The sequence below is a fragment of the Flavobacterium cutihirudinis genome, assembly GCF_003385895.1.
GTDB lineage: Bacteria > Bacteroidota > Bacteroidia > Flavobacteriales > Flavobacteriaceae > Flavobacterium > Flavobacterium cutihirudinis.
On the sequence record NZ_QRDQ01000009.1, the window covers coordinates 525,942 to 551,279 of the forward strand.

The 25,338-nt window shown below is 34.4% G+C and carries 18 protein-coding genes; 11 read left to right on the forward strand and 7 right to left on the reverse strand.

What is annotated here, in order from left to right; all coding sequences use genetic code 11:
- The first annotated feature begins 34 nt into the window (after positions 1–34).
- From BD847_RS13105 to BD847_RS13130, 6 genes are all read left to right on the forward strand, one after another.
- Positions 35–1,162, forward strand: a complete 1,128-nt coding sequence (locus tag BD847_RS13105) for a cellulase family glycosylhydrolase (protein WP_115888719.1) — start codon at positions 35–37, stop codon at positions 1,160–1,162.
- Positions 1,163–1,435: 273 nt separating this feature from the next.
- Positions 1,436–2,461, forward strand: a complete 1,026-nt coding sequence (locus BD847_RS13110) for a glycoside hydrolase family 43 protein (RefSeq protein WP_115888720.1) — start codon at positions 1,436–1,438, stop codon at positions 2,459–2,461.
- 369 nt (positions 2,462–2,830) lie between these two features.
- On the forward strand, positions 2,831–4,639 hold the full coding sequence (locus tag BD847_RS13115; protein ID WP_115888721.1) for a glycoside hydrolase family 2 protein: 1,809 nt from the start codon (positions 2,831–2,833) through the stop codon (positions 4,637–4,639).
- Between the two features lie 98 nt (positions 4,640–4,737).
- Positions 4,738–5,760: a glycoside hydrolase family 43 protein gene (locus BD847_RS13120; RefSeq protein ID WP_115888722.1), complete on the forward strand. Its 1,023-nt coding sequence runs from the start codon at positions 4,738–4,740 to the stop codon at positions 5,758–5,760.
- Between the two features lie 28 nt (positions 5,761–5,788).
- The gene (locus BD847_RS13125; RefSeq protein WP_115888723.1) at positions 5,789–6,967 is read left to right on the forward strand and encodes an aldose epimerase family protein; all 1,179 of its coding nucleotides are present in this window, start codon (positions 5,789–5,791) and stop codon (positions 6,965–6,967) included.
- 194 nt (positions 6,968–7,161) lie between these two features.
- A complete protein-coding gene (locus tag BD847_RS13130; protein ID WP_115888724.1) occupies positions 7,162–8,139 on the forward strand; it encodes a glycoside hydrolase family 43 protein in 978 nt (325 codons plus the stop codon).
- Between the two features lie 122 nt (positions 8,140–8,261).
- On the opposite strand, the gene BD847_RS20900 is transcribed toward BD847_RS13130, so the two are convergent.
- Positions 8,262–8,975: a cupin domain-containing protein gene (locus BD847_RS20900; RefSeq protein WP_208641801.1), complete on the reverse strand. Its 714-nt coding sequence runs from the start codon at positions 8,973–8,975 to the stop codon at positions 8,262–8,264.
- A 406-nt stretch (positions 8,976–9,381) separates the two neighbouring features.
- On the opposite strand from BD847_RS20900, the gene BD847_RS13145 reads away from it, so the two are divergent.
- The 3 genes from BD847_RS13145 (at position 9,382) to BD847_RS13155 (ending at position 14,942) form a co-directional block, all read left to right on the forward strand.
- Entirely contained in the window at positions 9,382–10,074 is a 693-nt protein-coding gene (locus tag BD847_RS13145; protein WP_115888725.1) for a response regulator transcription factor, read from the forward strand.
- On the forward strand, positions 10,064–11,431 hold the full coding sequence (locus BD847_RS13150; protein WP_115888726.1) for a sensor histidine kinase: 1,368 nt from the start codon (positions 10,064–10,066) through the stop codon (positions 11,429–11,431). The genes BD847_RS13145 and BD847_RS13150 overlap by 11 nt, the downstream gene beginning before the upstream one ends.
- 295 nt (positions 11,432–11,726) lie before the next feature.
- The gene (locus BD847_RS13155) at positions 11,727–14,942 is read left to right on the forward strand and encodes a TonB-dependent receptor (RefSeq protein WP_115888727.1); all 3,216 of its coding nucleotides are present in this window, start codon (positions 11,727–11,729) and stop codon (positions 14,940–14,942) included.
- Between the two features lie 92 nt (positions 14,943–15,034).
- Here the strand turns inward: BD847_RS13155 and BD847_RS13160 are convergent, their stop codons facing one another.
- The 3 genes from BD847_RS13160 to BD847_RS13170 are packed head-to-tail and all read right to left on the reverse strand — an operon-like array spanning position 15,035 to position 20,487.
- Complete coding sequence (locus BD847_RS13160) at positions 15,035–16,120, reverse strand: zinc-binding dehydrogenase (protein ID WP_115888728.1); 1,086 nt, start codon at positions 16,118–16,120, stop codon at positions 15,035–15,037.
- Positions 16,113–17,630 carry an alkaline phosphatase D family protein gene (locus tag BD847_RS13165; protein WP_115888729.1) on the reverse strand — a complete coding sequence of 506 codons (1,518 nt, stop codon included), beginning with the start codon at positions 17,628–17,630 and terminating at the stop codon, positions 16,113–16,115. The genes BD847_RS13160 and BD847_RS13165 overlap by 8 nt, the downstream gene beginning before the upstream one ends.
- Before the next feature lie 58 nt (positions 17,631–17,688).
- Positions 17,689–20,487, reverse strand: a complete 2,799-nt coding sequence (locus tag BD847_RS13170; protein WP_115888730.1) for a TonB-dependent receptor — start codon at positions 20,485–20,487, stop codon at positions 17,689–17,691.
- Between the two features lie 254 nt (positions 20,488–20,741).
- On the opposite strand from BD847_RS13170, the gene BD847_RS13175 reads away from it, so the two are divergent.
- Together BD847_RS13175 and BD847_RS13180 are read left to right on the forward strand one after the other, a co-directional pair.
- The gene (locus BD847_RS13175; protein ID WP_115888731.1) at positions 20,742–21,308 is read left to right on the forward strand and encodes a helix-turn-helix domain-containing protein; all 567 of its coding nucleotides are present in this window, start codon (positions 20,742–20,744) and stop codon (positions 21,306–21,308) included.
- 110 nt (positions 21,309–21,418) lie between these two features.
- On the forward strand, positions 21,419–21,997 hold the full coding sequence (locus BD847_RS13180; protein WP_115888732.1) for a helix-turn-helix domain-containing protein: 579 nt from the start codon (positions 21,419–21,421) through the stop codon (positions 21,995–21,997).
- Between the two features lie 39 nt (positions 21,998–22,036).
- Here the strand turns inward: BD847_RS13180 and BD847_RS13185 are convergent, their stop codons facing one another.
- The 3 genes from BD847_RS13185 to BD847_RS13195 are packed head-to-tail and all read right to left on the reverse strand — an operon-like array spanning position 22,037 to position 25,200.
- Entirely contained in the window at positions 22,037–22,720 is a 684-nt protein-coding gene (locus BD847_RS13185; RefSeq protein ID WP_115888733.1) for a phosphonatase-like hydrolase, read from the reverse strand.
- The gene (locus tag BD847_RS13190; RefSeq protein WP_115888734.1) at positions 22,721–23,881 is read right to left on the reverse strand and encodes a TIGR03364 family FAD-dependent oxidoreductase; all 1,161 of its coding nucleotides are present in this window, start codon (positions 23,879–23,881) and stop codon (positions 22,721–22,723) included.
- A gap of 20 nt (positions 23,882–23,901) precedes the next feature.
- On the reverse strand, positions 23,902–25,200 hold the full coding sequence (locus BD847_RS13195; protein WP_208641802.1) for a DUF5690 family protein: 1,299 nt from the start codon (positions 25,198–25,200) through the stop codon (positions 23,902–23,904).
- Positions 25,201–25,338: the final 138 nt, after the last annotated feature.

Below are 25,338 nucleotides of genomic sequence, written 5' to 3' on the forward strand. Positions count from 1 at the left end.
AGAACAAATTGTTCATACTTAAGAAAAAATTATAATGAGAAAGATAAAACTGTATCTAACATCACTGTTAGCTGGGCTAGTATTGTTCAGCTGCGACCAAAAAAGAGAAATCTGGACCAAAGATCAAGCTAATGAATGGTATGGAAAACAGCCTTGGTTAATTGGCGCAAATTATACTCCAAGTACAGCCATTAATCAATTAGAAATGTGGCAGGCAGACAGTTTTGATCCACAAAGAATCGACCAGGAATTAGGCTGGGCCGAAGGACTTGGAATGAATGTAATGCGTGTTTACTTACACGATTTATTGCACAAACAAGATGCCGAAGGTTTGTACAAACGTATGGATACATTTTTAGGAATTGCAGAAAAACATCATATCAAAATCTTATTTGTTTTGTTTGATTCATGCTGGGATCCGTTTCCGGTTTTAGGAAAGCAACGTGCTCCAAAACCGCATACGCACAACTCAGGATGGGTACAAAGTCCGGGACAAAAGGTTTTAAGAGATTCAACTCAATATCCTCGTCTTGAGAAATATGTTAAAGAAACGATTTCAAAATTTGCAGATGACGAGCGTATTTTAGGCTGGGATCTATGGAATGAACCCGATAATATGACAGGTCCATCTTACGAAAAAGTTGAAATTAAAGATAAAGTAGCATTGATTTTACCGCTTCTAAAAAATGTGTTTGTGTGGGCTAGAGAAAGTAACCCTTCGCAACCATTAACTTCAGGAGTTTGGGTTGGTGATTGGAGTGATCCTAATAAAATGCTTCCGATGCACAAAATGCAAATCGAACAGTCTGATGTGGTTTCTTTCCATAATTACAACACACCAGCCGATTTTGAAAAGGTAATCAAAGAATTACAGCGTTACGGAAAACCTTTATTGTGTACCGAATATATGGCAAGACCAAACGGAAGCACTTTTGAAGGCTTTTTACCAATCGCCAAAAAGTATAAAGTTGGTATGATCAATTGGGGATTTGTTGACGGAAAAACACAAACCAAATACGCGTGGGACAGCTGGACGAAAAAATATGATGCAGAACCGGAAGTCTGGTTTCACGAAGTTCTTAGAAACGACGGAACACCATACATAAAAGCCGAAACAGATTTGATCAAAAAGATGACTTCTGAGGCAAATAAGACTAATTAGATAATGTGTCAATTTGATAATTAGATACTTGTTTTTGGCCACAGATTTCACATATTAAAATGATTAAAATCTGTGGCCGAAAAATTAAACACATAGAAACATAGATTTTATAATTTCTTTTTTGAGAGCATAGAAAAAGCTCGCTTTCACACAAAGCTATGTGTATTTTAATAAATGAAATGCCTTTTATAGACAAAGTAAAGCTATGTCTCTATGTGTTAAAAAATCCTTTTAATCTGTGTAATCTGTGGCAAAAAACTAAAACGAACAGCAATGAAAACATACACAATAAAACTCTTTTTTCTAGCGGTAATTCTGATTGGAATTTCCGCGAAAGCGCAACAACCAGATCCGCCGGGACAAGCTAAGGGAAATGAAAAACCTAAAAACGAGGCTTATCTTTTTGCGCATATGACGCACAATGATTATGGCCGATTGTATTATTCTGTCAGCCTTGACGGTTTGCATTGGGAAAACCTAAATGGCGGAAAACGCGTTTTTGAAGATTACAAAGGACATCCGGATATCTGCAAAGGCCCGGACGGAAAATATTATATCGCAGGAAATACCGGAGACGATGCAAAAAGTATCAATATTTGGGTTTCAGATGATTTAATTACCTGGAAAAAACATTCAGATTACACACCGGATTTAAAAAGTACTCCCGATTATTCGAATGCTTTACAGCGAATTGGTGCGCCAAAATTGTATTACGATAATGATTCTCAACAGTTCATTATGACTTGGCACACACCACATTTGGAAGGAACAAAAGAAGATGGAGAACGTTATTGGGCAAGTCAGCGAACGTTGTATGTTTTGTCTAAAGATTTAAAAACTTTTGAAGGAACTCCAAAACGTTTGTTCGATTGGGATATGGGAACAATTGATGTTTTTATTCGTAAAGTCGGCGACTCCTACTACGCCGTAATTAAAGATGAAACCTACCCTACTTTATATTGGACAACAGGAAAAACGATTCGAATTGCCAAATCAAAATCACTTTTAGGTCCTTATTCTTTGCCTCAACAATCTATTAGTCCTAACTTTAGAGAAGCGCCAATGTTGATTCCGTCTCCTGATGATAAAATATGGTACATGTATTACGAACAATATCCGGGAGTTTCCTACGGATTATCGATTGCAGATAATCTAAACGGTCCTTGGTTTCAGGCCTCAGGTTACACTTTTTTCTCCGATTGGGATAAATACAGTTTGCCAGAAAAAGTACGTCACGGCTGTATGATTACAATCTCTAAAAAAGAATACGACAGTTTAGTGAAGAAATTCAAAAAATAATTATGAATTGTAAATTGTTAATGGTGAATTATTTACGAACTTTTCAGGCCTCATTTGAGTTATTTACAATTTACCATGAACAATATACAATTAAGAAGAGTTGGTTAGTTAAGTTAGTTTGGGAATTTACCAGGCTTATTGTGGTTATAAGTCTGGTAATTCATTTTGATTTAGAAGTAACACCAAAGTATTAAAATATTTTCACCATATAAGTTATGTAAGGTCATATTAAGTTGGGTCGTAGATTAAAAGTGAGAACTTTCATTCTCTTGACATTGTTTTAAAACAGTTGCTTAAACTAAAATGAACTTATATCACTTATATGTTAAAAAAAACTTATGAGAGTAAAATCTCAAAATATTATAGACGATGAAAAGAAAAAGTATCCTTTTTTTAGCCTTATTTTCTGTACTTGCAGTTAATGCACAATGGAAACCGCAAGGAGATAAAATCAAGACAAAATGGACAGCACAGCTTGATCCGAACAAAACTTTACCGGAATATCCCCGTCCTATTATGGAGCGCAGCCAATGGAAAAACCTTAATGGATTATGGAATTATACCATTCAGGATCTTGGAAAAACAACGCCAACAAAATATGATGGGCAAATTCTGGTTCCGTTTGCAGTAGAATCAAGTCTGTCCGGCGTTATGAAACAAGTAGGAGCACAAAAAGAACTTTGGTATGAAACCAATTTTTCGCTTGAATCAAATTGGAAAGAAAAGAATATCATATTGCATTTTGGTGCTGTCGACTGGAAAACAGAAGTTTTTATAAACGATGTAAAAGTAGGTTCACATACTGGTGGTTACACGCCATTTTCATTTGATATTACTCCATTTATTCAAAAAGGGAAAAATCAAAAACTAGTTGTAAAAGTTTGGGATCCATCAAATGACGGACCTCAGCCGAGAGGAAAACAAGTTAAAAATCCGGAAGGAATCTGGTATACACCAGTAACCGGAATTTGGCAGACAGTTTGGATTGAACCTGTAAATGCTAAAAATATTACGGAGTTAAAAACAACACCAAATATCGATCAAAACAGTATCAGTATAAAGGCTAATGTGAATGGAGCTGAGAAAGGAGATTTAATAGAAATCACTGTTTTTGATGGAGACAAAGAAATTGCGAAAGAAAAAGCGGTACTAAATGAAAGCAACGATATTGTATTGAACAACCCAAAATTATGGTCGCCTGAAAGTCCGTTTTTGTATCAGACTAAAATTCGCTTAATCAGCAAAAACAAAGTGGTCGATGAAGTGAAAAGTTATTTTGCAATGCGAAAAATCTCGTCAAAAAGAGATAAAAACGGCATTATGAGAATGCAGTTGAACAACAAAGATTATTTTCAGTACGGGCCTCTGGATCAAGGCTGGTGGCCAGACGGATTGTATACTGCTCCAACAGACGAAGCTTTGAAATACGATATTATTAAAACAAAAGAATTAGGTTTTAATATGATTCGTAAACATGTAAAAGTGGAACCGGAGCGTTGGTATACACATTGCGATCAATTAGGAATTTTGGTTTGGCAGGATATGCCAAGCGGAGACGATCAGCCTGTTTGGCAAAACACAAAATATTTTGAAGGAACAGAATTGCACCGTTCTGCAAAATCAGAAGAAATCTATAAGAAAGAGTGGCGCGAAATAATGGATCATTTGTATTCCTATCCGAGTATTGTGGTTTGGGTTCCATTTAACGAAGCTTGGGGACAATTCAAAACCGTTGAAATCACAGAATGGACAAAAAATCACGATCCAAGCCGATTAACTAATTCCTCAAGCGGAGGAAATCACTTTCAGACAGGAGACATTTTAGATTTGCACAATTATCCTGGACCAGAGATGTATTTGTATGATGCAAGAAGAGTAACTGTTTTAGGCGAATATGGCGGAATCGGTCTTCCGCTTGAAGGACATTTATGGAGAGAAAATAATAACTGGGGTTACGTTAAATTTAAAAATGAAGCGGAAGTAACAGCGGAATATATCAAATATGCCCAAATTCTGAAAAATTATGTAAAAACAGGTTTTTCAGCAGCGGTTTACACGCAAACTACCGATGTTGAAGGCGAAGTAAACGGTTTCATGACTTATGATAGAAAAGTAGACAAAATGGATTTTAAAGCCGTGAATAAAATGAATACTGAGGTTATAAATGCTTTGAATTAAAAGTGGTTTTTCTCCCGCAGATTTGGCGGATTTAGCTGATAAAATAATCTGTCCAATCTGCCAAATCTGCGGGAAAAATTCAAATAAAAAAACTAAAAATGAAAAAATACCTAATCCTTTTTCTGTTCACAACGATAAGTTTTGCTCAGCAAAAAACATTCACAAATCCTATTCTTCCATCGGGTGCAGATCCTTATAGCACATATTATAAAGGCTATTATTATTACACCAATACATTGGGAAACAAACTGGTTTTATGGAAAACAAAAGACTTATCAGATATCAAAAATGCTGAAAGTAAAGTGATTTGGACACCGCCCACAAACACAAATTATTCAGCTGAAATCTGGGCACCTGAGTTTCACATTATCAACGGAAAATGGTATTGTTACTTCGCCGCAGATAATGGTGACAATAACAATCACAGAATGTATGTTTTAGAAAATAAATCATCTGATCCGTTTAAAGGAGATTTTGAATTTAAAGGCAAAATTGCAGCCAAAACAGATAAATGGGCAATTGATGGAAATGTTTTTGAATATAAAAAACAGCTTTACATGATTTGGGCCGGTTGGGAAGGCGATACAAACGGACAACAAAACATTTATATCGCTAAGATGAAAAATCCGCTTGAAATTGATGGTGACAGAGTTATGATTTCTGCACCAACAAACGATTGGGAAACACATGGTGCATTACATGATGATGTAAATCCTGCACAGGTAAATGTAAACGAAGGTCCACAGTTTTTAGAAAGAAATGGTAAAATCTTCATAGTATTTTCGGCAAGCGGATGTTGGACCGATTTTTATTCTTTAGGATTATTAAGCTTTAATGGCGGAAATAATTTATTGGATGCAAATGCTTGGAAAAAATCTCCAGAACCTATCTTCAAACAATCGGATAAAAATAAGGTTTACGCACCGGGACATAATTCTTTCTTTAAATCTCCTGACGGAAAAGAAGATTGGATTTTATATCACGCCAATTCAAATCCGGGCGAAGGCTGTGGCAATAAAAGATCTCCAAGAATGCAAAAAATCGATTGGGATGCAAACGGATTTCCTGTTTTGGGAGAGCCTGTAAGTGAAGAAACTAAATTGGTAATTCCGTCAAAATAAAAAGAAGAATCCTTTTAAAAAGATAAAAATGAAAAACATTCAAATTGCAGCAGTACTATTGTTGGCGCTTTTTCAATTTAATTGTAAAGACAATAAAAAAGAAGATAAAGTTGTAACGAAATCGGCATCGGTTGAAACAGCTTCTATTAATCCGGTTTTGAACGCTAAAGATTTTGACACCATAATCGACGGTAAAAAGGTCAATTTATATTGGATAGAAAACAAAGGAATCAAAGCGGCTTTTACCAATTATGGCGGAAGATTAATTGGTCTTTGGCTTGCCGATAAAAACGGAAAACAAACCGATGTTGTCGTTGGGATGAACAGTGCAAAAGGCTTTAAAACTTCAACCGAACCTTATTTTGGAGCAACAATCGGAAGAGTTGGAAACCGCATTGCAAAAGGGCAATTTACATTAGAAGGAAAAAAATATCAGATTCCGTTAAACAATGGCAAAAATGCTTTGCATGGCGGGATAAAAGGTTTTCAGGATGTTGTTTGGAATGCCGAAAAAACAAATGAAAACACATTAGTTTTTACTTATGTTTCGCCAGACGGTGAACAGGGTTTTCCAGGGAATTTAGACGTAAAAGTTACGTATACATTAGAAGCAGATCAAACTGTAAAAATGGAATATGAAGCAACAACAGATAAAACAACCTTGGTTAATTTAACCAATCATGCTTTTTTTAATTTAAATGGAGAAGGAAGCGGGACTATCCTGAATCATGAATTGCAAATTTATGCTAATGAATTTACGCCTGTTGATCAAGGTCTGATTCCAAGTGGAGAATTGAAATCGGTTAAAAATACACCTTTTGATTTTACTTCAAAACATACCATTGGTGAAAGAATCGAAACTAAAGATGAGCAGTTAAAATTCGGAAAAGGTTACGATCATAATTACGTTTTAAACGGAACCAAGAAAAACGGTTTAAATCACGCCGTTACTATTTCTGGAGACAAATCCGGAATTACACTTGATGTTTATACGCAAGAGCCAGGTTTACAGTTTTACAGCGGAAATTTCATGCAATCTAAAAACACTTTTAAATCGGGTGCGAAAGATGATTTCAGGACTGCTTTTGCTTTAGAAACACAACATTTTCCAGACGCTCCAAATCAGCCAAAATTTGCACCGATTGTTTTGAATCCGGAAGGGAAATATCATACCGTTTCTTATTATAAGTTTTCTGTGAAAAAGTAATAGTAGTTAACGAATTTAACCACAAAAGTTTTTTTACCACAAAGAGCGCTAAGGTTTCACAAAGGTCACGAAGTTCTTTTTCTCACTTTTGTCACCCTGAGCGTCCCGAGGCTTCGGGAGAAGGACGCAAAGTTATTCTTCATTTATAAACTCTCTGCACTCTTTTCGGTTAAATAAATATAAAACAATTAAACATGAAAAAAATAATAACCATGATAATGTCTTTAACTATTTTCTCGGCTTGCTCGCAGGAAAAAAGTACAGACAAACCAAAAGAAATAAAATCTAATCCTGTTTTATTAGCAGATCCTACGATTTTTTACAACAAAGGAACGTATTATTTATACGGAACCACAAGTGGCGATATTCCTAACGGAGAAGGATTTCAGGTTTTTACCTCAGCAGATTTAAAAGACTGGAAAGGCCCGGTTGGAGCTCAAAATGGCCTGGCTTTGAAAAAAGGAGATGCTTTTGGCGACAAAGGTTTTTGGGCACCTCAAATTCTTTCGTACAAAAACAAATTTTATATCATTTATACTGCCAATGAAAATATTGCTGTTGCTACAAGCGACAGTCCGCTTGGGCCATTTAAAAGCGAATCGAAAGAACCAATTATTAAAACCGGAAACCAAATTGATCCGTTTATTTTTATTGATGAAGATGGAAAAAAATACCTGTATCATGTTCGTTTAACGAATGGAAACCGAATTTTTGTTGCCGAAATAAATGATGATCTTCAAAGTATAAAACCGGAAACTCTAACCGAATGTATTTCGGGAACGCTACCTTGGGAAAACACACAAAATGTAAGCTGGCCGGTCACAGAAGGTCCAACTGTTTTAAAACACAATGGTCTGTATTATATGATTTATTCGGCAAATGATTTTAGAAATCCGGATTATGCAGTAGGTTATGCAACAAGTAAAAGTCCGTTGGGACCTTGGGAAAAATCTGCTGACAGCCCAATCATTAGCAGAAAAAATGTGAAGCAAAATGGTATCGGACACGGAGACGTTTTTTGGGACAAAAACAATAAAATGCAGTACGTACTTCATACACATTTTAATCAAAGTGCAGTTTCTCCAAGAAAAGCCGGAATTATTTCAATTGATTTAAAAGGAGACAAAATCGAATCAGATGAAAAAAGTTTTAGGTTCCTTGAAACAAAATAAAGTTCACAAAACTTTTTCATTTCACAATATAAGGAAGGTGTTCTGCACCTTCCTTTTTTTTATATCCAAAAGTCTTCTCTAATATAATTATTCGGCTTGTTTATTAATTACACTTATTTTCCTCACATTGCAAGCGTGAGTAAAAAGAAGCTTTCTTCCTGTGCTTCTACACTATGAATAATATTTTTTTGCAAAGTGATCATTTGGCCTTTTTCAACAACAGAATTTTGCTCTTCAGTATTAAAATTAATCTTGCCTTCTAAGACCTGAACACTTATTACGCCATTTGCTTTGTGAGGTTTTAAACCCGCGTTTCTTTTTAGACCTATTAACACAATTCTCATCGTTTCAGATTTGAAAACCGTAACCGAATTTCTATCGCCTTCTATCCAGCTTGTTTCTTTTTTTATTTTTGCGATATTATCGTATAAACTGATTTCCATTAATGGAGCATTTAAAACACGGTCTTCATCATTGCGCTTTACAGATTCGCTCCTTCCCTCGCTATTAATTTGCGTGGCATTATCTTTAATTTTTTCTACGATTTTTGAAAATTTGTCAGCCGTATACATACCATAACCATTTACCAGAATCCCTTTTAAGTTATGGCTTTTAGACGAAATCGCATATATTGTAGATTGATAATCAGGATCTGAAGCTTCTTCAAATCGATACACTTTATCAATTTCAAAATCATTTGGAGCGAGTATTATATTGAATTGATAACATACTAAATATTCTCCTCTAATAATAAAGTCGTGCGTATAACCTAACTTAATTAATCCATTTATTGTTTCAAATAATGATTCAAAACTTTTGTTTAAGCTGCTTTCCATTTTTACAAAAATTAGATATTAATAAAAAATCAAAATAGATATGACTTACAGAAAGATTTTTCAGTTTTCAGCACTTTACAGTTGCGAATTCTTATTTTTTCAAACAATAATTATTTTCGCAAAGCCCCACAAACAATAACTACTTAAAAATCAACATTGTAATATATAAATATAATAAATCTTGGCTTGACTGAAAACAAAATTTTGCTTTACCACAAATCACTTTTTAATTTGTTAGATAAGTATCCAACCGTTTTATAAATAATCATAAAATAATACGCAACGAAAACACTATTTATTACTTTCTGAAAAGTACCAGAAACAAATACTTTTACTTACTTTTATCCTATTAATTTGAGCGTTTTCATTTTTTTATTTAGCCCAAAAAACATATTGCAGCAGCGTTATGAACAAAGTATTATTAGTCGAAGACGATCCCAGAGTTGCCTCCTTTATTATACGCGGACTCGAGGAACAGTTATATCAGGTTAAAAATGTTACCAAAGGTTTTGATGCCATTAATGAAGTGATGGAGAACACCTATGATATTATTATTCTTGACATTATGCTTCCGGACATTACGGGTTTTGAAGTCTGTGAAGTTTTAAGAAGCAGAAAAGTAATAGTTCCTATATTAATTTTGAGCGCATTGGATACTCCTCATGAAAAAGTAAAAGGACTTCAGGCTGGAGCCGATGATTACTTGGCTAAGCCTTTTCTATTCGAAGAACTTTTGGCCCGAATAAATGCCCAACTCAGACGTTCTGAATTCAGTAACGGTATTTTAGATTTTCAGTCTTATGCCGGAATCGAAATTAATATGAAAGAACAAAGTGCTTCCAGAGACGGAAAAGAACTTAATCTGTCTTCGAGAGAATTGAAACTGCTGATCTTTTTTATGAAAAATCGGGAAAGAGCTTTATCCAGAATCGCAATTGCAGAGGCTGTCTGGAGTATTGATCTTGATATGAGCTCTAATACTGTTGACGTTTACATTAATTATTTGAGAAATAAAGTAGATAAGAATTTCCCAATTCCGCTTATTCATACTATAAAAGGAACCGGATATATGCTCAAAAAAAAGGTCAATGAATCTTAAAACCAAACTAGCTGTAAATTCTACATTGTTATTTGCTTTTACTGTTGGTCTTGTACTAGCAGGATCCTTCTTGCTTTTTAAAAATCACCGACAGGATCTTTATTACGAAAGACTGGAAGATAGCGCCTTAATCACTGCTTTTTTTTATTTTGAAAAAGATGAAATTACAAAAGTTGACAGTTCTCGGTATCAAAGAATAGAAATTCAATATAAAAAAATCACCAATCAGACTATTAGGATATACAATGCAAAAACCAAGGAATTGTACCTTAAAGATGATATTGATATCACATTAAGTGACAAGGAATTAAAGGCGATTTACAAAAACCGTATACTGCATTTTACAAAGGAAAACAGACAATTTACAGGTTTGTTTTATAAAGATAATCAGGGCGATTTTATTATTGTTGTATCCGGAATTGATGCTGTAGGCAATAGACAATTGGATGTCCTGGCTTTAATGTTTGTTGGATTTTATCTACTGGGAATTCCGTTGAACTTTCTTTTAGGCCGATTTTTGGCCAGACAAACTTTCAGACCTTTTGAAGATGTTATTGCGAAGGTAAATACAATTACTACAGAAAATCTGCATTCGAGACTTGATTTATCTACAGCAAGCGGAAAAGACGAAATAAAAGAACTCATAACAACCTTTAATTATCTATTCGAAAGGCTTGAAAGCGGAATTGAAATTCAAAAAAATTTCCTTAAAAATGCCTCGCACGAATTAAAGACACCTCTTACCATAATTATCGGCGATATTGATGTTTCGCTTCAACAGCCAAGAACGAATGAGCAATATGAAGAAGTATTAAAATCGCTCAGAAAAGATACCTTCCATCTTAAATCAATTTTAGATGGACTTTTAATTCTATCAGGATTACAACTTTCTGAACCCGAAGAAATGGAATCCGTCCGAATAGATGAAATTTTATGGAATGTCTTGGAAAAAAAAGCAATTGAATATCCCGAATCAAAAGTTCAGGTTAACCTTGATGCCATTGCTGATAATGAAGAATTACTTTCTGTTTATGGCAACAAGCATATGCTTTTTATTGCTTTGTATAATATTATAGACAATGCTATAAAATTTTCTTTTCCAGATCAGGTTACTATTTTAGCATTTGTAAACGATGGTAAACTTCTTTTAAAAATAATTGACCAAGGCTCCGGAATTGCCGAAAAAGACAAAGAATCTATTTTTGACCTCTTTTTTAGAAGCGATCGCACACGGCATATTAAAGGTCAGGGTTTGGGTCTTTTTATAACGATGCAAATTCTTAAACGTCATAATATTAGTGTAACGGTAGATTCTGAACTTGAAAAAGGAACTAGCTTCTCTTTGCAATTTCCGTAAATTATCCTCTGAATAAAAGTAAATTATTGCAATTGCAAAACACCCATTTTCGCAATTGGTAACATTGTCATAACACTCTAATCTATCTCTAATGTTGTTTATATCTAACTCTAATCCCATTATTTCTAACATTTTACACAAAGTATTGATTTTTAAGAGTTATCCGCATATTTGTAACATAACGTAGCAATCATCTTAAATTAACACAGCATAGTTTTTTGATTTTAGGTTAACAAAAGCCTTAAATCGGAACGAAAGAAAGAGAGTTTCTTTGTCAAAAATAAAATCCATTAACATGACAAAACTAAAACTCTTTTTTTCAGCTTTAATGCTCCTGACAGCAGGAAGCATTTTTGCCCAGATTACAACTTCGTCATTATCTGCAAAAGTAAATGATGGAACAAATGCAGTTCTAAATGCAGAAGTCACCTTGACACACTTGCCAACCAATGCGATTTACAAAACAACTACAGACAAACAAGGTAGGTTTAGTTTCGAAAATTTAAATGCCGGTGGACCTTATGAATTGGAAATTAAAAGCACAGATACTAAAGACTATTCTAATGCTCAGATTCATTTAGCGCTTGGCGAGAATGATTTACCAACAATAATTCTTAATAAAGCTGATAATAATGTGTTAGAAGAAGTTGTAATTACCAGCTCTAAACCTTCTTCTAAAAATAATGGTACTAATATCAGCGAAAAACAAGTTAATGGTCTTCCATTAATAAACAGAGGTATTCAGGACGTTACAAAATTAGTTCCTCAGAGCTCTAACAACTCTTTTGCCGGAACCAATTTCAGATATAATAATGTTACGATCGACGGTTCTATAAACAATGATGCAATTGGTTTTAGTCCATCTTTGGGTGGTCAGTCCGGAACTTCAGGAATGCCGGGAAGCAGTACAAGATCAAACTCAATAAGTCTGGATGCCATTCAGGATATTCAGGTGTACATTGCTCCTTATGATATTAAACTAGGAAACTTTTTAGGAGGAAGCGTTAATGCGGTTACCCGAAGCGGGACAAACAAAGTAAGCGGATCGATTTACAGTTTCGGAAGAAGCGCTGCTATTACTGGTCCAAATAATGCTGGTGATGGTTCTAAAATGCCAAACGCTTTTGGTGATTATCAAATTGGTTTTAGATTAGGACTTCCAATTATAAAAGACAAATTGTTTTTCTTCACAAACATGGAATATTCAGAAAGAACAGATCCATTGTTTTATAATGCCGGACAAACAGATGCAAACGGAAAAGTTACATCATTAATTGATAACGCTACTGCTGAACAAATTTCAAGTTTCGTAAAAGCCAACTACGCTTTTGATCCGGGATCTTACAATTCGTACAACAATTTTGCTATGAGCAGAAAGTATTTCAATAAAATTGACTGGAAAATTAATGAGAAAAATTCTCTTTCATTACGAAACAATACAGTAGTTTCTCAGGCTACAAACTTAGAACGAGATGCTGCCAATTTCAGATTTTCGAGTATGGATTTTACTCAAAAAAATCAGTCAATCAGTACGGTTTTAGAGCTTAAAAGTCACTTCAATAATCAATGGTCAAACTCATTTATTGCAAGTTATTCTGCCATTAAAGATTATCGTGATCCAAAATCAAACAACATCATGTTTCCCCAAACAGAGATTGGTTACAATGGCGGAACTATATTCTTAGGAAATGATCGTGAAGCTACTGTTTTTAATATGAAACAAAATACTGCTGAAATCACGGACAACCTTACTTATAAAACAGGAAACCATACTTTCTTGTTTGGAACACACAATGAATTTTACGATATTAACTATGGTTTTGTAAATGCCCTTAACGGAAGAGTTTCATACAAATCGCTTGCTGATTTCTTTAATAAACTTCCTACTCGTGTTCGTGGTACATATCCGTTTGATGGTTCTACGAGAGATGAAATCTTTAATAATCCATATGCAAAATTCAAAGTAAACCTTTACAGTGCTTATATTCAGGACGAAATAAGAGTGGGCAGCAAGCTAAAACTTGTTCCTGGTGTACGTGTTGATTATACTGATTTGCCAAACAAACCGAAGTTAAGCCCGCAAGTTCAAAACTCACCGGAAGATCCTAATTATGGTACAACATACAGCTATACGCCTTTAAGCCAAATCAAAAATAATTTCTTTACTACGGCATTGGTTTCTCCAAGATTAGGTTTTACTTATAATGTTGACGAAGACAAAACCCTTGTAATAAGAGGTGGTTCTGGAGTATTTACAGGAAGAATTCCGTTTGCATGGTTAGGTTATGCTTACTACAATGATGGTGTTGGTTACGGAAGCTACGACAAAAATAATCTTACTCCTGCTCAGGTTGCAGCAGCCGGAGATCCTTTAAAAGATGGTGGACTTAACGGATATCATGATGCTGTTCCAAAAGTACAGGCCGATTTAGTAGATAATAAATTTAAAATGCCTGCTGTTTTAAGAAACTCATTAGCATTTGATAAAATTATAGATGGATATAAATTTACAGTTGAAGGTATTTACACAAAAGTGATTCGTGATTTACAATTTCAACAAGTTAATAAAACAGATAATCCTACTTATTTTTCTTATGACACTAATCACCAAATGCCTATTTACGCAGCCAATATAAATCCTGCTTTTTCAAATGCTTATTTGCTTTCAAACACAAATAAAGGATACCGATACAGCATTACAGAAATGGTTACTAAAACATACGATTTTGGTTTAAACTTTATGGTTGCCTACACGTACGGTGATTCTCGTGATGTTACAAATGGTATTCGTAACTCTATGGAAAGTAACTTCCAAATGAATCAATCGCTTACACCAAATGATCCTCAATTAGCAACTTCTAATTTTAATATTAAACATAGAATTGTTTCTAATGTAGGTTATGCAGTAAAATTGGCTGACAATAATACGTTTTCTGCAAATGTGTATTTTAATGCACAATCAGGAAATCCGTTCTCTTGGGGATTTGTTAACTCCACTATTGCGGGAACAGGACAAGCTGCCGGATTAGCATACATCTTTAAAGATGCGACAGAAGCTGCTAAATATATTGGTGTAAGTTCAGCGGGTGTTCCATCTGCTACAGCAGCAGCACAAGTTGCCGCTTATGAAGATTTCATAAATGGAAATGATTATCTTAAATCTAGAAGAGGAAATTTTACAGAAAGAAATGGCGATTACACACCATGGAACATACAAGCTGATTTGAAATTAATGGATGAAATTAAAGTTTCAAAAGTGGGAACTTTTCAAGTATCCTTTAGTGTGGCAAATGTTGGAAACCTAATTAATAAAGATTGGGGAAGAAGTTACTTTGTTCCAAACACTTACAACTCAACAGCAAGCATTGGTTTAACTAAATCCGGAAACCTTGGCGGAGTTGCCACAGGAGACCCAACATATACTTTCCAAAAACCTTCATCAACGCCTTATACTGTAGATCAGTTAGCGTCAAGATTCCAAGGACAATTTGGAGTTAGATATTCATTCTAAGAAGATTGTGTTTATTTTTGATTTTGTCTCCGAGTTTCTTTTCAGTGGAAACTCGGAGACTTCTTTTTTAGACTACATTTTTAATTCGGTTTTTAAATCGTAATTAAAACTCGGTAAGGCTTATGTTTTATTGCATATTCAAATGCTTCTTTGGTTTCATTAAGTCCAAATTCTTTCTCTATAAAAGTTTCAAAAGGATAATCTAAAAAATGGTTTTCAAAAAAGGAAACTGCATTTACAAAATCTTCATAGTTATAATTGTGCATTCCTTTAATACTTAACAATTTCCGAATCATTACTTCCGGATTTATTTCAATATTTTCGGTTGGTGTTACAGCACCAATCCAAATGTGCTGTGCTCCTACTGCACTAAATTGAAGTCCCGTTTTTATAGCTTCAACAGAACCACTCATATCGATAATAACATCAAATCCTTTTTTATAAAACCCCGAAGTTATTGCAGTAAGTTCTTCTATTGGTTTTAAGCTATTATAAACAGAATCAACTCCAAATGCTTTGCTTTTTTCTAATCTTTGATCATCAATGTCAAGCATTGTAACGGTCGAGGCTTTTTTCTCTTTGGCAATTGCCGCCGCTATTAATCCCAAAACTCCGGCACCAAGAATTAGTACATTTTTGTTTTCGATATTGTAAATAAGTCGATGTGCGGCCATTGCTGTCGCGCCGGCACAGTTTATTATTGGAGCAAATTTTTCGTTTATTGTAGCTGGAACTTTTAAAATTCCAGTTCCTTTTTTCAGGATACAATGCGTTCCTAAACCTCCATTAAATTTTTCTTTTTCAGTAAACTGAACATGTCCGTATTTAAATAAACTTGCCGATTTTTGAGGCATTTTATCTTTTACAAAATCATCTGTTTCAGTGGCTGCAAAAATGGTCCATGTTATTAAATCTCCTACTTTTAGAATATTTCCGTTTAAATCATAAAGCGATTCGTTGTGCGGAAGTTCCATAATTTCGCCTACAATTTCATGTCCCAAAACAATTGGCGACGGTTCTTTTCTTCTTCCTGTAAAAGTATGCAGATCGCTTCCGCACAATGTCGTGTATTTATTTTTAACTAGAATTTCGTCTTTCTGCAATTCAGGAAGACTTGTATGTTTTGGAAGTATACTGCCGTTACTTTCATCGAACAGCATAACACATGTTTTACACATTTTTGGTTAATTTATTTGAGTTATCAATTGTAAAATCCGGACCTTGTTTTTCGCCACTGTTGGGAAGAAGAATATCCTCATTGAATTTATAAGTGATTTTAATTTCTTTCTTTTCTACATTTAAAATAAAATAGCCATGAGCCGCAATTTCATTATAAATCATATGTGGATTAAGCTTGTACAACAGCTTGCTTTTTTTAGCAATTTGCTCACTGCTCAAACGATCATCATTTTTTGAGGTAATTGAAGGTGTCAGAAACTCCCATGCAATAGGACTTTTCTTTGTCTGAGTATCATCTGAATTTAATTCCAATACATGACTTTGATGATGATCTCCGGTTAGAATTATGGGCGGATTTTTAAGTCCTTCAAACACTTCAATCAATTGCTCGCGCTGATAAGGATATCCTGTCCACCAGTCTTCTTCTTTTACGCTTTCTTCTTTTTTGCTTTTATATCCGGTAAACATAACCTGATTGACCAAAAAGTTCCATCTTGCATCGCTGTTTTTCAATTCTTCAGCTAAATGATCAAACTGTTTTTTTGAAATCATTTTTCGCTGCGGACTTAATTTTTCCGGATCATTGCTCAAAAGTTGTTTATCACGTCCATCCAGTCGTTCTTCCATAAAAAAGAAACTTGCTTCATTTCCTATTTTAATAGAACGAATCATCTCAGATGTCGATTTAGCTCTTACAGGCATCCATTCAAAGTAAGCTTGTACAGCTGCGGCACTTCTGTCACGCCAGCTTCCTTCATTAGGTTGATGGTTTTTGGCTCCGCCGAAATAAGCATTATTTACCAGTTCATGATCATCCCAAATACAAATAAAAGATTTGTTGCGATGTGCTTTTTGAAGCTCTTTATCTTTACGATAAAGAGCATATCTTTTTCTATAATCTTCTAGAGAAAGAAGTTCGTGAAGCGGATCATTAATTCTATTACTTTGTTCTAAAAAAGTTTTATTACAGTACTGTCCGGTTCCATATTCATAAATATAATCTCCGAGGTGAAATACATAATCTATATCCTGATTATCTGCAATATGTCGGAATGATGTAAAATAACCGTCTTCATAATTATTACAGCTTATAACAGCAATTTGAAGTCCATTTGAAACCGAAGTCGGAAGCGTTTTACAAACTCCAACATCAGAAACAGTATCGTTAAAGATAAATCTATAAAAATAAGTATGATTGCTTTCAAGACCTGTAACATCTACTTTTATCGTAAAATCTTTTTCAGATGAAGTTATTGCAAAATCCTTTCTGACCATATTTTTAAAATTCTGATCTAAAGCTACCTGCCATTCAACATTCAAAACTCCTGAAAGTTTTGTATTAATATGTGTCCATATAATTACCGCATCATTCGTTGGATCACCCGAAGCTACACCATGAATAAAAGTATTATTATTGTTGTAGACAAATAACGAAAATACTTTTGTTGGCAACAACAACGGAACCACTCCGAGCATCGATCGTTTTACAAAACTTCTTCTGTTCATCATTTCTATTTAAAAAAAGGCAATAGTACTACTTCAATGTTATGTTACTGTTTCTGAATCATTAAAATCTGTAACTCACACCCGCTTTACCACGAATTCCGTAAAACTCAACTTGTTCCGGTCTCGAAACAACGCCGTGATAGTATCGAAGCTCTTGATTGTTAAGGTTGTTAAGGTCAATGAAGAACGTAATATTCTTAACTGTTGTATAAGACAGATTTAAGTCCAAATGAAAATCTTTATCCTGATAACGGTCCGCTCCTTTATTGTCTCTAATTTCAACCAAAAAAGCTTCACGATAATTGGCTGCCAATCTTGCTGCAAAGCCTTTATACTCATAAATAAGCATCGCATTGAATATGTTTGGCGATTGATTCATTAAACCAATTTTCTCATCGCCTCTATCTTCTAAAGTTGTTTCCGATTTTGTGAAAGTATAATTTGCCTTAATACTGAAATCCTTTAAGAAACCAGGCAGTTCCGTTAACTTTTTATTGAAACCCAATTCAAATCCGTACAAAAAGGCATTATCCGAATTTAATGGTCTTGAAACTTTGTACAAATCTGTTTCTCCGCCAACAGTTCTTGTTTCGTCTGATGTTGACGTATAAATTAAATCTTTCAGGTCTTTATAAAAAATACTTCCCGTTACATAATCATTCTTATTCAGATAGTAAGAACCTACAACATCATAATTCCATGAAAATGTTGGTTTTAAATTGATGTTTCCTTCTACAACTGTAAGGTTATCAGGATTTACCCTAGTACTTGGACTCATTTCGTTAAAAGCCGGACGAGCAAATGTTCTGGTAACTGCAGCTCTTAAATCGAGTTTTTGCGAAGGTTTGTAAATAAGGTGCGCCATTGGTAAAAACGCGTTATAGTTTTTGGTACCATAAACTGGTGTCACCACTTTTGTTATATCATTGAACTCGTAACTTTTTGCATCAACAGCTGTATTTTCAAATCGGATTCCGCCAACAAAACGAAAATCTTCATTAATATCCCATTCTGCTGATCCGTAACCTGCCCAAACGCTTTCTGTAATGTCATAATTACCCGTTGCGTAACTTGAATTTGTGGCGTCCTGATAATTGTATTTTAAATTTTTAGCAATTTCAGGATTTCCCATCGGATCTATAAAAGAGCGTTCTGTTGGGTAATTGAATTTTAAATTATCATAATTATTGTTCAGCTCAGGAAACCAATTATTTGTTGGAAATGCTTCTCTTTCCCACTGGTTCAAATATGCTTTTGCGGCTTTTGTATCATAAATCCATGTAATGTAACGATAGTCGTACGTACTTGTTTTATCTCTAAATTTTCCTCCAAACTTGATTTTCAGATTCTCTTTCGCATCATAATTAAAATCCATTGCGGCAACTTTATCTTTTTCTTCGACATTACGAATAGAAGTTACATATCTGTCCAAAGCATATTTTTCAGGATCATAAGGTGCATTAAAGTGAGGCTGAATATTATTTGCCGGATCGCCAACATAACCTTCCGGTCCGTCGCCTTGTAGAAATTTATAATTTGTTCCGTCAACTTTTACCAAATTATCATATTTTACTGTCTGAATCCAGTTTCCATAATAGTAACCTCTGTCGTTTTTCGTTGCAGATGAAGGTCCGTCGTAACCCGCCCAAGAGGTGTAAGCGGCAACTTTTGCATTCATTTTAAGTTTGTCGGTAATCTTACTTTCGTAACCAAACTCACCACCATAATTCTTAAACAAATAATCTACTGTACTCCATCTTAAAACCGCATTATTTGTTGTTTTATTGAAATAATGCATGGTTTTACGATTTTGTTCTTCGTCTAAAAACTGACTGTAATATCCTCTAGCATAAATTTTATTTCTGCTATTAAAGCGGAAATCGGTTGCTGCATTAAAACCTGTATTTGTTCTCACACCTTGATAATTTCTAACATCAAGCGTGTTTACATTGTGTTTTTCGTTACCATAAACCACTTCATAATCGTCGGTTGCATAGGTACGTGAATTGTAATTGGCCATTGCCAGAAATCCGAATTTCTTATTAAAGAATCGGTTACCATATAAAATAGTACTATTGTATCCTACTTTATCGTCTGCGCGGAGATTAACCGGAATGGAAACAGTAGCGCGGAAGGTTTCTTTCTTTGGGGAAAACTTCGGAATATAATTAATTGTTCCTCCAATAGCGTCACCTTCGTATTCAGGCGTAATTGCTTTAACCACTTGTATATATTCTAAAAACTCTGTTGGAAGCAAATCCATAGGAACTGTCCTGTTTCCTAACAAATCGCCTGAAGTTTTTGCAGACGGCATACGATCACCGTTGATAGTAGCCGAGCTCCACTGCGAAGGCGTTCCTCTTACAGTCACATATCTTCCTTCACCCTGATCTCTGTCAATACTTACTCCCGGAATTCGTTGTACCGCTTCGGCAGCACTAATATCAGGCATTTTTCCCATTGCATCTGCGCTAACGACATCCATAATAGCATTTGAAGTTTTTCGCATATCAAGCGCTTTTCTTTCTCCGCTGGAATAATATTCCAACACAACTTCATCCAGTTTTTCTTCTTTTCCTGATAGTACAATAGTTCCCAAATCGACATTTTGGGAGGCAACATTAATTAAAATGTTTTTTGAAGCGTAATTTTCACTCGAAATCTCTAAGTGATATTGTCCTGCTCCAAGAACAATAGAGAAATCTCCATTTTTATCTGTGTTCACGGTTTTAGATTTCTCTATAACCAAAATAGAAGCCGGATGCAAAGGCCCGGCGTCATTGCTAATCTTTCCTTTAACTTCCTGAGCATACGAGGCCGTAAAGAATAATGCCACCGCAATGTAGAGTAATGCTTTCATCAAAATGTAGTAATTAAAAATTTGTTTGTTATTTTAGAAAATGAATAATTGTATAATTTTGAATGATAGCAATGTTTGTAAATGTTAAGTCAATATTATTTTTATTGCCAACAAACTCACCTATCGTAACAAATACCAGTTATTCTATTTTTTTGTCTATTTTTACAGCGCAATATTACTATACATTTGTTTACTATATGTAAACACAATGTAAAGCAATGTTTATTATTAAACTTTGTATACAAATACTAAACATGGAAGGAGCCATTTTACTAGAAATCAGTAAAAGAATAAAACAATACCGTATTGAAAAAAGCTATACCGTTCAGGAACTTGCCGATTTAAGTGACGTAAGCAAAGGAATGATTTCTCAGATTGAAAATGGACGAAGCATTCCCTCACTTAGTGTTCTGCTTGGGATTGTGTCTGCTTTACAAGTTAATTTAAGTGATTTTTTTAAAGACATTAGTCCTGAGGAAGAGATGATTTTGATAAAGCGAAAAGGTGATTATGAGCATTTTCAGAAAGAAGGATCAAACGGATTCTCTTATGAACGATTTTTAACCCGAAGTATAAAAAACTCTACTGTTGATATTGTTTTTTTAACCCTTGAGCCAGGCAGTTTTAGAGAGCAAGTAAGTACGGATGCTTTTGAGTATAAATACATTCTTTCAGGAGAAGTAGATTATACAATAGGAAGTGAAAATTATAATCTTAAAGAAGGGGATTCGCTTTTTTTCGACGGAAGAATTATGCACGTTCCTATTAACAAAGGGAAAAAACCAGCCAGAATGTTGATTATTTATTTCTTTGATAACTAGTTTTCTATAATTCGCTTATCGCTTTCTACTACAAACACAACACAAATGATCATTTTGAATTGTAAAGTTATTTTAAGACTTTTACGATTACATTGTTTATAACAAATTTTATGGAAGATTATCTTATTGGCTTAGGAAAAAGAATTAAAGAGATTCGTAAAAAAAACAACCTTACTATCAATACCGTTGCCACAAATGCAGATGTAAGTAACGGCCTTATTTCACGCATTGAAAACGGAAGAACTATACCATCGCTTCCGGTTCTTTTACACATCATACAAGCACTTGGAATTGAGGTATCTGATTTTTTTAACGGTCTTCCAAAATCGGATAAAAGCAATTTCATCATTTCAAGAAAAGAAGAGAATGCAATAATCGAAAAAGAAGATGAAGCAAAAGGGTTTTCATACCTTTCTATTTTTGGGAAACAACTATCTTCTGTAGCTTTTGAAGCTGTTTTACTAGAAGTACAGCCAGGATCGCAACGCGGAAAAGTAGAAACCGATGCTTACGAATTTAAATATATTTTAAGTGGCGAATGCTGGTATATCATTGGCGAAGAAGAAGTTTTACTTAAAGAAGGGGATTCTATCTTTTTTGACGGAAGAATTCCGCACGTTCCTGTAAACAAAGGAAATGTACCCTCAAAAATGCTGGTACTTTATTTCTTTCTGGCTAAAAATGAATAAACCCGCCCTTTACAGACGGGTTTACTGAGCGGTATTATCTTACTGAAATAAAATACCTTCAAGCTCAGTTACATCATTCAAAATATAATCGGGGTTAGCTACTTCTAGCTGTTCTTTATTCTGAGCTCCACTTAGAACACCAACTGTTATCGCACATCCGGAATTTTTTCCCTCTATAATATCAATTTCCGAGTCACCTGCTTTCAAAACCTCAGCAGGATTTGTAATACCAAATTTTGTCATTGCCATCTGAATCATATCAGGATTTGGCCTTCCGTTTACAACATCATCAGATGTGATCAAAGCATCTATCTGATTTCCCACTTCCCAATTTAATTTCGCAAGTAATTTATTGGCCGTTTTAGAATCGTAACCCGTATTAAGAACAACTTTAATATCATGGCTTCTTAATTTATCAAAGAAATTTTCCATTCCGTTAAATGTAGAAATCTCAGCCTCATCATATGCCGATTCTAATGCTTCTTTAAAATTTGCAAAGGTTTTATCGGCAAGAGCCGGAATATTTTCTGCATTTGTACAAGCAGTTAATACGTCTGTAATTGCTTTATGTTTTTCCTTACCTGCGCCATGATTCAATACCTCTTCAAGTGAAACCGAAAATCCTTCCTGATTAATAACTTTCTGAACTGTTTTATATACAAGATTATCTTCGTTTATGGTAGTTCCTGCCATATCAAAAACCACTAATTTAATGTCTGCCATTTATTTTAAGTTAAATATGTTCTTAATGTTTTCTTTAGAGAATCCCGCACTTCCTGTCATACCTTTTCCTCCAATTCCTGTTACTATATGAATATTGTTTTCTATAGTACATTCAAAAATATCATTCTCTTTGCACTGAGAATACATACCATACCAACGGTTTTGAATTTCAAAAGTTGGCAGATTGAATATTTTTTTAGCTTCAGCGATCATAAATTCATCGACGTCCATTCGCAAATCAAATCCGAGGTCATCGATATTCGCTGCGTCTGCATATTCATGCGAATCGCCAATAATTACAGATCCGTCGGTTGCTTGTTTAAACAGAATATGAACGCCCCACTCTTTCTCGAAACTATCTGGTGCTTCTTTTGCTTTAATTCCGTCAAAAGACGGACATTCATAAAAAGCCTCATAACGACGAATCGAAAGTCCTGTTAATATTGAACCGTTTAATTGATAATTCGGTTGCGGTTTTGTTTGAAGCATTTGCAATTTGGTTACTTCAAGATCACTTTTTGCAAATACATCCGGATATAATGTCTTAAATTCTGAACCGCAGCACAATATTACTTTTGACGTTTTATGGATTTCTCCGTTTCCTGTTATAACGGCAACTTCATTTAAAAGTGAATCACAACGCACTACTTTTGTATTTCCAAAATATACTAAACCTTTATTTTTTATCAGAAACTCCAATAAACGGTTTATCATTATTCTTGGCTCGACTGTAACTTCTTCAGGAAAAAAAAGTCCCGCTTTTACATAGTCATTTCGCAAACCAGGGTATTTTTCAAGACATTGTTCTTTGGTCAACAATAGCGATTCATAACCATTGTTTTTATTTATAATGCTTAATTCTTCTATAAGCTGTACTTCTTCGTTATTTGAAGCTAAATATACTGAGCCGTTTTTCCGAATCGAAATATCAAACTGACTTTGGATATCGTTGTAAATCTTAAGGCTTTCTCGCCCGTAATTTTGCCATTTTGTATCCATTCCAGAAGGAACTACCTGTCCAAAATTGCGTACTGTAGCACTTACCGGCAGTTTGTCTTTTTCTATTATGGCAACTTTTAAACCTTTTTGTAAGGCGTGGTAAGCGTGAAAAGTACCTAAAACTCCACCACCAATAACAATTAAATCGTATTTAGTATTCATTTTTAATTAATTATAAAAATTTAAGAACAAAGCATTGCTGCTGATTTATGTTTTCTCTGTAAAAAACGTCGATTGAAATACCACATTGAAAATAATGTAATCATTCCGATCATTATCGCCGACGTAATATTCAGCGATACAAAAAACTGAGTCCAACTCTTATTAAAACCTGTAATTTCTTTTAATACAAGTACCATAACGCTTCCCAAATAACCAAAAGCGTCGGCGATATAAAACAGGAAACCAACATTTCCTTTGAAGCTTAACAAAGCCACAAGACGTTCAAAAATCAGGCAATGAAATAAAATATAAGGTAAATAAACCCCAATTCCGCTAATAATCATCCAATATACCGGAGACATTAAATGATTATTAAACAACACCGTCGAAATCAAAACCATTGCCGAACCTAATATTGTAAGACTCATCCCGATGTTGTAAGCCAGCTTATTTTTGCGTATTAATGTTCCCGCAGCGGCAATCAATAATACGGTTATCGCAACAGGAATTTCTGTTAGTGTAATAATTTTCGGTGTGCCCGAATAACCTTGATCTGCCCAAAATTCAACAATAAAATTATCTCTAAAATCTCTTACAATGGTTAGCAAAACATAAATAGCAACTAAACCAAAATAGCCAATCCAATTTTTTCTTAAAAACTCGTTTCTTTCTTTTTTATACATCGGCTGTCTCTCAGAACGCTCTTTTATATCACTTTCGCTTGGCGCTTTTGAATAGTTGAGGACTATAACAGAAAGCAGAAAAAGCGGAAAAAAAAGCAATCCTGTGAAAAAAGGCATATTATATTCGCTTACATTAAAATCACGCATCAAAAGCAAACCGGCCGTTTTTACAAGTCCGGTCGAAAATATAAAAGTGGCGCTAAGTGCTGCTGCCAATAACTCGGTATTTTTTCTGCCTTCAATATAGGAAAACACAATTCCGAAGACCATTCCTAAAGGCAATCCATTAAGGAATAATGCCAATACTTTTAATTTTGGAGGCACGATTGCAAACAATCCCAGCATCGCCAAACTGAAAGTTATAAAGCATACCAACCAAATTGCTCTTTGTTCTTTCTTCATTTCAGAAATCACTTTGATCCCGATGAATTTTGAAACCATATAACCTAAAACCTGACTTATCACTAAAGTAATCTTCGCATTTAGCCCGAAACCTAAAGAAAGATCAACATACTGACCCGCTAAAAACGACTTTCGTATGGCATACATTCCTGTGTAACACAAAAAGACAGCTATAATAATTAACATCGTCGATGTTTTTTTACCATTTGTAAACTTATTTACCTTCTCAAACATAATTAATCCGTTTTTACAAGTACAAAAGTAGCATTCAAAACAAAGACTAATATTAAGCAAAAGTAAACATATTATTAATTAATTTACAAATAGTAAAAATTATTTTATAAAAAACAAGCAATAAAAAGAGTGAACAAA

What these genes read in the sequence shown, in the direction of transcription:
- BD847_RS13105 (WP_115888719.1), top strand. Translation starts at nt 35, where the DNA reads ATGAGAAAGATAAAACTGTATCTAACATCACTGTTAGCTGGGCTAGTA.
- BD847_RS13110 (WP_115888720.1), top strand. Translation starts at nt 1,436, where the DNA reads ATGAAAACATACACAATAAAACTCTTTTTTCTAGCGGTAATTCTGATT.
- BD847_RS13115 (WP_115888721.1), top strand. Translation starts at nt 2,831, where the DNA reads ATGAAAAGAAAAAGTATCCTTTTTTTAGCCTTATTTTCTGTACTTGCA.
- BD847_RS13120 (WP_115888722.1), top strand. Translation starts at nt 4,738, where the DNA reads ATGAAAAAATACCTAATCCTTTTTCTGTTCACAACGATAAGTTTTGCT.
- BD847_RS13125 (WP_115888723.1), top strand. Translation starts at nt 5,789, where the DNA reads ATGAAAAACATTCAAATTGCAGCAGTACTATTGTTGGCGCTTTTTCAA.
- BD847_RS13130 (WP_115888724.1), top strand. Translation starts at nt 7,162, where the DNA reads ATGAAAAAAATAATAACCATGATAATGTCTTTAACTATTTTCTCGGCT.
- BD847_RS20900 (WP_208641801.1), bottom strand. Translation starts at nt 8,975, where the DNA reads ATGGAAAGCAGCTTAAACAAAAGTTTTGAATCATTATTTGAAACAATA.
- BD847_RS13145 (WP_115888725.1), top strand. Translation starts at nt 9,382, where the DNA reads ATGAACAAAGTATTATTAGTCGAAGACGATCCCAGAGTTGCCTCCTTT.
- BD847_RS13150 (WP_115888726.1), top strand. Translation starts at nt 10,064, where the DNA reads ATGAATCTTAAAACCAAACTAGCTGTAAATTCTACATTGTTATTTGCT.
- BD847_RS13155 (WP_115888727.1), top strand. Translation starts at nt 11,727, where the DNA reads ATGACAAAACTAAAACTCTTTTTTTCAGCTTTAATGCTCCTGACAGCA.
- BD847_RS13160 (WP_115888728.1), bottom strand. Translation starts at nt 16,120, where the DNA reads ATGTGTAAAACATGTGTTATGCTGTTCGATGAAAGTAACGGCAGTATA.
- BD847_RS13165 (WP_115888729.1), bottom strand. Translation starts at nt 17,630, where the DNA reads ATGATGAACAGAAGAAGTTTTGTAAAACGATCGATGCTCGGAGTGGTT.
- BD847_RS13170 (WP_115888730.1), bottom strand. Translation starts at nt 20,487, where the DNA reads ATGAAAGCATTACTCTACATTGCGGTGGCATTATTCTTTACGGCCTCG.
- BD847_RS13175 (WP_115888731.1), top strand. Translation starts at nt 20,742, where the DNA reads ATGGAAGGAGCCATTTTACTAGAAATCAGTAAAAGAATAAAACAATAC.
- BD847_RS13180 (WP_115888732.1), top strand. Translation starts at nt 21,419, where the DNA reads ATGGAAGATTATCTTATTGGCTTAGGAAAAAGAATTAAAGAGATTCGT.
- BD847_RS13185 (WP_115888733.1), bottom strand. Translation starts at nt 22,720, where the DNA reads ATGGCAGACATTAAATTAGTGGTTTTTGATATGGCAGGAACTACCATA.
- BD847_RS13190 (WP_115888734.1), bottom strand. Translation starts at nt 23,881, where the DNA reads ATGAATACTAAATACGATTTAATTGTTATTGGTGGTGGAGTTTTAGGT.
- BD847_RS13195 (WP_208641802.1), bottom strand. Translation starts at nt 25,200, where the DNA reads ATGTTTGAGAAGGTAAATAAGTTTACAAATGGTAAAAAAACATCGACG.